The organism is Kitasatospora sp. NPDC059408 (assembly GCF_042751525.1).
Lineage (GTDB): Bacteria > Actinomycetota > Actinomycetes > Streptomycetales > Streptomycetaceae > Kitasatospora.
This window is the reverse complement of the sequence record NZ_JBHYWI010000029.1, coordinates 98,705-106,295: the sequence shown is the minus strand read 5'-3', so window position 1 is coordinate 106,295 and position 7,591 is coordinate 98,705. Positions and strand designations below refer to the sequence as shown.

Annotated in this window: 8 protein-coding genes; 3 read left to right on the top strand and 5 right to left on the bottom strand. The window is 75.5% G+C overall.

Features of this window, described 5'->3' with window-relative positions; translation table 11 throughout:
- Positions 1-155 precede the first annotated feature (155 nt).
- The gene (locus tag ACFXDE_RS20910) at positions 156-1,778 is read right to left on the bottom strand and encodes an FAD-binding oxidoreductase (RefSeq protein ID WP_380436027.1); all 1,623 of its coding nucleotides are present in this window, start codon (positions 1,776-1,778) and stop codon (positions 156-158) included.
- Positions 1,779-1,798: 20 nt separating this feature from the next.
- On the opposite strand from ACFXDE_RS20910, the gene ACFXDE_RS20905 reads away from it, so the two are divergent.
- A complete protein-coding gene (locus ACFXDE_RS20905) occupies positions 1,799-2,410 on the top strand; it encodes a TetR/AcrR family transcriptional regulator (protein ID WP_380436029.1) in 612 nt (203 codons plus the stop codon).
- Entirely contained in the window at positions 2,407-3,984 is a 1,578-nt protein-coding gene (locus ACFXDE_RS20900; RefSeq protein ID WP_380496225.1) for a glycerol-3-phosphate dehydrogenase/oxidase, read from the top strand. The genes ACFXDE_RS20905 and ACFXDE_RS20900 overlap by 4 nt, the downstream gene beginning before the upstream one ends.
- A gap of 7 nt (positions 3,985-3,991) precedes the next feature.
- Here the strand turns inward: ACFXDE_RS20900 and ACFXDE_RS20895 are convergent, their stop codons facing one another.
- The 3 genes from ACFXDE_RS20895 to ACFXDE_RS20885 are packed head-to-tail and all read right to left on the bottom strand — an operon-like array spanning position 3,992 to position 5,316.
- Positions 3,992-4,471: a hypothetical protein gene (locus ACFXDE_RS20895; protein ID WP_380436033.1), complete on the bottom strand. Its 480-nt coding sequence runs from the start codon at positions 4,469-4,471 to the stop codon at positions 3,992-3,994.
- Complete coding sequence (locus tag ACFXDE_RS20890) at positions 4,468-4,971, bottom strand: MarR family winged helix-turn-helix transcriptional regulator (protein ID WP_380496223.1); 504 nt, start codon at positions 4,969-4,971, stop codon at positions 4,468-4,470. Before ACFXDE_RS20890 ends, ACFXDE_RS20895 begins: the two co-directional genes overlap by 4 nt.
- A 51-nt stretch (positions 4,972-5,022) precedes the next feature.
- Positions 5,023-5,316 (bottom strand): hypothetical protein, encoded by a 294-nt coding sequence (locus ACFXDE_RS20885; RefSeq protein WP_380496221.1) that lies wholly within the window; start codon positions 5,314-5,316, stop codon positions 5,023-5,025.
- Between the two features lie 278 nt (positions 5,317-5,594).
- Here ACFXDE_RS20885 and ACFXDE_RS20880 point away from each other — a divergent pair, with 278 nt between their 5' ends.
- A complete protein-coding gene (locus tag ACFXDE_RS20880; protein ID WP_329930832.1) occupies positions 5,595-6,170 on the top strand; it encodes a TerD family protein in 576 nt (191 codons plus the stop codon).
- Between the two features lie 82 nt (positions 6,171-6,252).
- On the opposite strand, the gene ACFXDE_RS20875 is transcribed toward ACFXDE_RS20880, so the two are convergent.
- A complete protein-coding gene (locus ACFXDE_RS20875; protein WP_380496219.1) occupies positions 6,253-7,497 on the bottom strand; it encodes a monooxygenase in 1,245 nt (414 codons plus the stop codon).
- Positions 7,498-7,591: the final 94 nt, after the last annotated feature.

Below are 7,591 nucleotides of genomic sequence, written 5' to 3'. Positions count from 1 at the left end.
CAGATGCGGATACGAGACAGCGCCGCCATCGCGGTGGGGCCACTCGACGTCGCCCCGCAGCGCCACCGCCGCGGCCCGCTCGGCGGCGGGCGCGGCGTGTCCCGCCCCCGCCGCCGGGTTGGCCAGCAGCGCGACGGTTCTCGGCGCGCGCGCCGTCACGGGATCAGCTTGCCCGGGTTGAGGATGCCCGCCGGGTCGAGCTCGGCCTTGACCGCGCGCAGGATCCGCACGCCCAACTCGCCGATCTCCTCGGTCATCCAGGGCCGGTGGTCGGCGCCGACGGCGTGGTGGTGGGTGATGGTGCCGCCCGCCGCGACGATCGCGTCGCAGGCCGCGTGCTTGGCGGCGCCCCACCGGGTGAGGGGGTCCTCGCCGAGGGCGGCGACGACGGTGAAGTAGAGCGAGGCGCCGGTCGGGTAGACGTGCGAGATGTGGCAGAGCACGAGCGCGCCGGGCAGCGCGGTGGTGAGCGCCTCGGTGACGGCGCTCCGCAGCCGCGGCAGGCGGCTCCAGTTCGTCGCCGTCTCCAGGGTCTCGCAGAGCGCGCCGGCGCCGAGCAGGGAGTCCCGCAGGTAGGGGGCGTTGAAGCGGCCGTGCTCCCAGGCGCGGGCGGGGGCCTCGCCGAGCGAGGTGCCGCCGGCCGCGAGGAGCACCTCGCGGGTGAGCCGGTGCCGGGCGGCGACCTGCTCCGCGGTGCCCTCGAAGACGGTGACGGCGAGGCAGCCGCTGACCGCGGGCGAGCCGCCGATCTGCTCGGTCATGGCCAGGTTGACCATGGTCTCGGCCTCGTCGGAGAGCCGGATGACGGTCGGTCCGGTGCCCTGCTGCTCGACGGCGCGCAGGGCGGCGGCGCCGGTCGCGAAGTCGGGGAAGCTCCAGGCCTCGTAGGCCTTGACGGCGGGCAGCGGGTGCACGCGGACCCGGACGGCGGTGATGATGCCGAGGGCGCCCTCCGAGCCGAGGAAGAGCTCGCGCAGGTCGGGGCCGGCGGCGGAGGCCGGGGCGCGGCCGAGGTCCAGCACGCCGACCGGGGTGACGACGCGCAGCCCGCGCACCATGTCGTCGAAGCGCCCGTGGCCGGCCGAGTCCTGGCCGGAGGAGCGGGTGGCCGCGAAGCCGCCGATGGTCGCGAAGCGGAAGCTCTGCGGGTAGTGGCCGAGTTCGTGGCCGCGCTCGGCGAGCAGCGCCTCCGCGGCCGGGCCGGTGAGGCCGGCGCCGAGGAGGGCCTCGCCCGAGGTCTCGTCGAGGTCGAGCAGCTGGTCGAAGCGGCGCAGGTCGAGCGAGACGACGGCGTTCAGCCCGCCGCGCTCGGGGTCGAGGCCGCCGACCACGCTGGTGCCGCCGCCGAACGGCACGACGGCGATGCGGCGTTCGGCGCACAGCGCGAGCAGGGCGGCGATCTCGTCCTCGCTGCCGGGCAGCACGACGGCGTCGGGCGCGTCCTGCGGCTCGCGGCTGCGGCGGCGCAGCAGGTCGGGGGTGGACTTGCCGCCGGCGCGGGGGAGGCGGTCGGCGTCGGCGGCGCTCACGTGCGCCTCGCCGACGGCGGCGGCGAGCGCCTTGAGGTCGGCGTCGGTGAGCCGGGAGGGGCGCAGGCGGACCTCGTCGGCGGTGGGGCCGGGCTCGGCGTCGCCGGTGACGCCGAGGGCGGCCGCGAGCAGTCCCTTGATGTCCGCGGACAGCTCCTTGGCGAGGGCCGGGTCGCCCCAGGCGTCCCACTTCATCGGGGGGAGCGGCAGCGCGGCGTCGGCCGGGCCCGCTTGCGTCTCAGGTGCCATGCGTTACAGTTTCACACATCATGTCAAGTAGTAACGCCGGCTCCCCGGCCTCCCAGGACGCCCCGCAGTCGCGCAGCACCGACGACGCGATCCTCGACGCCGCCGCCGAGCTGATCGTCCACCTCGGCGTGCGCCGGACGCAGCTGGCCGAGATCGCCCGCCGCGCCGGGGTCAGCCGGCCGACCGTCTACCGCCGCTGGCCGGACGTGAAGGCGGTGATCGGCGCGCTGCTCACCCGGGAGATCCTGGTGGCCACCCAGGAGGGCGACGTGCTGGACGTGCACGACCGCGAGACCTTCGTCGACCGCGTCGTCGAGGTCGCCGTCCGCCTGCGCGACCACCCGGTGCTCGGGGCACTGCTGCACTCGGACGACTCCGACCTGCTCCTGGAGTACGTCGTCGAACGGCTCGGCGCCAGCCAGCGCGGCCTCCTGGAGGCGCTGCGCACCGGCATCGAGCAGGGCCAGGCGCACGGCTCGATCCGGGCCGGCGAGCCGCTCGAACTGGCCGCCATGGTGCTCCTGATCGCCCAGTCCACCGTCCAGTCGCACCGCATGGTCGCCTCCCTGCTCCCCGAGGCGGCCTGGCGGCGCGAACTGGCCCGAGCGTTGAACGGATACCTCGCGCCATGACGCCTCCCTCCACTCCCTCCCCGCCGGCCGCGGGCCCCTTCGCGGGGTCGAGCCGGCTCAACGGCATCAGGCGGGCGGTGGAGCTGGACGCGCTCGCCGACCGGCCGCAGGTCGACCTGCTGGTGATCGGCGGCGGCGTCACCGGCGCCGGCGTGGCCCTGGACGCCGCCGCGCGCGGCCTGCGCACGGTCCTCGTCGAGTCCCGCGACCTCGCGTTCGGCACCAGCCGCTGGAGCTCCAAGCTGGTGCACGGCGGCCTGCGCTACCTCGCCTCCGGGCGGATCGGCGTGGCCCGCGAGAGCGCCGTCGAGCGCGGGGTGCTGATGACCCGCACCGCGCCGCACCTCATCCGGGCGCTGCCCCAGCTCGTGCCGCTGCTCCCGGACCTCCTGCGCCCCGGGCAGGGCGCGCTGATCCGCGCCGGCTTCCACGCCGGCGACGCGCTGCGGCTGAGCGCCGGCACGCCGGGCGCGCTGCTGCCCCGGATGCGCCGGATCGACGCCGAGCGGACCCGCCGCCTGGTGCCGGGCGTCCGGACGGCCGGGCTGCGCGGCGCACTCGTCGCGCACGACGGCCAACTCGTGGACGACGCACGGCTGGTGCTCGCGCTGGCCAGGACGGCCGCGCAGTACGGCGCGACGGTGCTGACCCGGGTCCGCGCCGAGGACGTCACCGGCGGCTCGGCCCGGCTGGTCGACACGGTCGGCGGCCACGAACTGACGATCCGCGCCGGCGCCGTGATCAACGCCACCGGCGTGTGGGCGGGCGAGGTGGACCCGTCGATCCGGCTGCGCCCCAGCCGCGGCACCCACGTCCTGGTCGACGCCGCCGCGCTCGGCCACCCGACGGCCGCGCTCACCGTGCCGGTGCCCGGCTCGACCAGCCGCTTCGTCTTCGCACTGCCGCAGCAGCTCGGGCGGGTCGCGATCGGCCTCACCGACGAGGACGCGCCGGGCCCGATCCCGGACGAGCCGGTGCCGACGGACGGCGAGATCGGCTTCCTCCTCGACACCGTCAACGCGGCCCTGAGTACCGCGCTGGCCAGGGCGGACGTCCGCGGCGCCTACGCCGGGCTGCGCCCGCTGATCGACACCGGGGGCGGGAGCACGGCCGACATCTCCCGCGAGCACGCGGTGCTGGAGTCCCCGTCGGGGATGGTCACGGTGGTCGGCGGCAAGCTCACCACCTACCGGCGGATGGCCGAGGACGCGGTGGACGCCGCCGTCCGCCTGCGCGGCCTCCCGGCGCGGGCGTGCTGGACGGCCCGGCTGCCGCTGGTCGGCGCCCCCGGGCACCGCGACAGCCGCCCGGTCCCGGAGCGCGGCGTGCCCGCCTCGCTGCTCGCCCGCCACGGCGGCGCTGCGGCGGAGGTGCTGGAGGCCGGCGAGCTCACGCCGGTCGCCGAGGGGATCGACGTGACGCGCGCGGAGATCGCCTACGCCGTGACCCACGAGGGCGCGCTGGACGTGGCGGACGTGCTCCACCGCCGGACCAGGATCGGCCTGGTGGCGGAGGACGCGGAGCGGGCGGCGAAGGCCGTCGAGGAGATTCTGACGGAGTGCCAGGAAAGCTGACGGAGCGTCAGGAGGGCTGGCGGTCGAAGGGCTTGAGGTCGGGCTCGACCCACTCGGTCCGGGCGCGGTCGTCGGCGAGCGTCCCGGGCCGGTAGTGGCGGGCGAGCAGCCCCTTGTCGAACAGGTCGGGGTGGCGGTCGGCGAAGGCGGTGAAGTCCTCGTCGTCGGTGGCGTGTCGAGCGACCAGCTCGACCCAGGCCCGGGTCATCGTCACGTGGAACTTCTGCGGCGCCCCGGCCCGGGTGGCGGTGGCCCGGATGCCGTCGGCGACCAGGGTGAGCGCGGCGGCGCGGCCGTGCCGCCGGACGGCGAGCCAGGTGAGGTGGACGTGCCGGCGGTGGTCGAAGCGCTCGGCGCCGGCCGTCACCTCCTGCATCAGGGCGGTGAACTCGGCCGGTGCGGCGGCGGGTTCGGGCGCCGCCGCCAGTGTGGACGCCGGTATGGACGCGGGTGCGGCGGGAGTGTGCGGGGTGTCGTGCGGGGTCATGCGGAAGCCTTCGTCAGGGCCAGGAGCACGGCGTGGAAGCCGTCCACCTGCGCGGGGGTGAGGTCGCGGAGCGCGCGGTGCTCCAGGCCGGTCACGGTCCGCCGGACGGTGTCGGCGGCCTGCCGGCCGGAGGCGGTGAGCTCGACCAGGACCGAGCGGCGGTCACCGGCGCGGGCGCCGCGGGTGATGTGGCCGCGCTGCTCCAGGCGGTCGAGCACCCCGGTCAGGGTGGTCGGCCGGGTGCCGACGGCGGCGCCCAGCTCGGAGGCCGTCCGGGCCCGCCCGTCGGAGAGGTTGGCGAGCGCGTTGATCTCGGAGGCGGTGAGGCCGAGGACGGCCAGTTCGGCGGCCAGCAGCTGGAGCGTGGCGTGGGTGGCCCGCTGGAGCGCGAGCAGTGCGGAGGCGCCGGGAGCGCCGTGGGTGTCCGGAGTGTCGAGGGCGCCGTGAGCGTCGAGGGCGCCAGGCTCGGCGGCCTCGGGGGGTGTGGGATCGGACGTCACGTTTTCGGATATTACGGATCCGTAGCATCCCGGGCAAGCCGGGCGCGCGCCTCAGCGTCCGACCCGCTCCGGCATCGCCCGCGTGGCCCCGGCCAGCTCCAGCACGCACGTGAGCGGGTGCTCCGCGACCCCCGTGCGGTCCAGCCGCACGGCGAGCGGCACCGGCGGTTCCTCGGCGAGCTGTCCGGCCAGCGTCAGCGGGTAGGAGCCGTGTCCGTGCACGCGGTGGAACGCGCACTCCTTGCCGTCCACCAGCAGTTCGGTCTCGGTGATCCAGCCGGAGCGGACGTTGACGGTGACCGAGTGGCCGGCCTGGTCGAGGTGGAAGCTGTGCCGCTGGCGCATGGGGACCTCCCGCGCGGTCGCGGGGCGGGGCGCCCCGCCCGCACGGCCAGTGTAGGTCGGCCGCCCCGGCCGGGCCCGTCCGTGCGGAAGCCGGGCCCGTCCGCGTGGAAACCGGGCCGTCCGCGGGAAACCCGGTGGTCGCGGAGCCGCGCGGGCCGCGGCCGGTTCCCGCGCGCGTCCCTGAGAAAAGCCGGGGGTCGGCAGCGACCGCAGGTGGATTCTCGTGATCTCTACAGTGTTGTAGATTCCTCGGCAGGGAGAGATCCGAGGAGGGAATCGTGGGAGTTTCGCTGGCCAAGGGCGGCAACGTCTCGCTGAGCAAGGAGGCGCCCGGTCTGAGCGCCGTGATCATCGGGCTCGGCTGGGACGTCCGGACCACCACCGGTGCGGACTACGACCTGGACGCCAGCGCGCTGCTCTGCAACGCCCTCGGCAAGGTCGTGTCGGACCAGCACTTCGTGTTCTTCAACAACCTGCGCAGCCCGGAGGGTTCGGTCGAGCACAGCGGCGACAACCTGACCGGTGGCGGCGACGGTGACGACGAGCAGATCAAGGTCGACCTGGCCCGGGTGCCCGCCGACGTGGCGAAGGTGGTCTTCCCGGTGTCGATCTACGACGCCGACGCCCGCATGCAGAACTTCGGGCAGGTCCGCAACGCGTTCATCCGCGTCGTCAACCAGGCCAACGGGCAGGAGATCGCCCGCTACGACCTGAGCGAGGACGCCTCCACCGAGACCGCGATGGTCTTCGGCGAGCTGTACCGCAACGGCGGCGAGTGGAAGTTCCGCGCGATAGGCCAGGGCTACGCCTCGGGCCTGCGCGGCATCGCGAGCGACTACGGCGTCAACGTCTGACCGTCCGGCCCGTCTTCACGGGCCCGGGCGGAGTGCCGAGCGGGCCGCGCGACATGCGTGCGGCCCGCTCGTCCGCGTTCGTTCAGGTCCCCGGCCGTGAGCCGAGGGGGCTGCCGCCGAAACCCCCGCTGCCGGTGACCTGTCGGTGCCACCAGTCGGCCATCGCGGGTTCGTCCATGGCCGACCAGTCCGGCGCGTCGACGACCTGCGCCGCGCCGAGCCGGCGGCCCAGGTCCACCAACTCCAGCCCCGCCGTGCCCCGTTCGCGCTCGTAGACGGACAGTGCGGCGGTCCACGAACCGTCGGCGCCGCGCACCGCCTCCTCGAAGGCGTGCGCGTCCTGGAGGGCCTTCACCGCGCCGCTGGTGTTGTGCGGGCGCACGACCGTGGCGGCGTCGCCGGCGAGCAGCAGGCGCCCGGCCGTGCGCCGCGGGGTCGCGAGGTCGTAGATCGGCTGGAGGAAGGTGCGCTCCGGCGGGGTCAGGGTGACCACGGCGGCCCAGTACGGCGGCAGCCGCCGTTCGGCGAGCTCGGCGAGTTCGCCCGCGCGCCCGGCGTCCAGCGCGCCCGCCGGGATGCTGGTCGGGCCGCTCAGGCACAGCCAGTCGGGGGTGGGTGCGTAGAAGACCCAGTTCACCTGCGTGGTGCCGGGGTCGACGCCCGGGATGCGGTAGAGCACGACCTGGCCGCCCGGGTAGCAGACCGTCGCGCACTCCTCCTCGGGCCAGGCCCGCGCCCCGCCGGGCAGCTGTTCCAGCAGCGTGGCGTCGTAACTGCCGCGCCAGCACACGTACCCGGCGTACTCGGGCCCCACCTGCGGGCAGACGGCCTCGCGGACCGCCGAGCGGTAGCCGTCCGCGCCGATCACCAGGTCGTACGGCTCGCGGCCCCCGTGGCCGTCGGCCACCCAGGCGCCGTCGCCGTCGCCGTTGCCGACCTCCGTCACCGTCGTGCCGAGGCGGAACTCGACGTTGGCGGGCGTCCGTGCGCGCAGGGACTGCCAGAGCACGCCCCAGTGGAACGAGTGGAACTCGAACGGCTGGGTCCACAGCCGCCGTCCGCGCGCGTCGCCGCCCGGCGCGTCGTCGCGGGTGATCCAGCGGCGCAGGGCGAGGCGGTGGCGGCGGACGTCCGCCGGGACGTGCCCGGCGTCGACGAGCTCGGTGAAGCGGGCGTCCTGCATGCAGAGGCCGACGCCGCGGTCCTCCAGCAGGCCCGGACTGCGCTCCAGGACCACGACCCGCTCGGCCCCCTGCCGGGCCGCCGCCCGGGCGAAGGCGCTTCCGGCGATGCTGCCGCCGACCACGGCGACCGAGCCACCCCTCATGTCCGTCCCCTCCTGTGCATCCGATTGCTCGACTGCTTCGAATGATTCGACTGCTCCGGCGTTGCCCGTGCCAGGACGATACCGCCGCGCCATT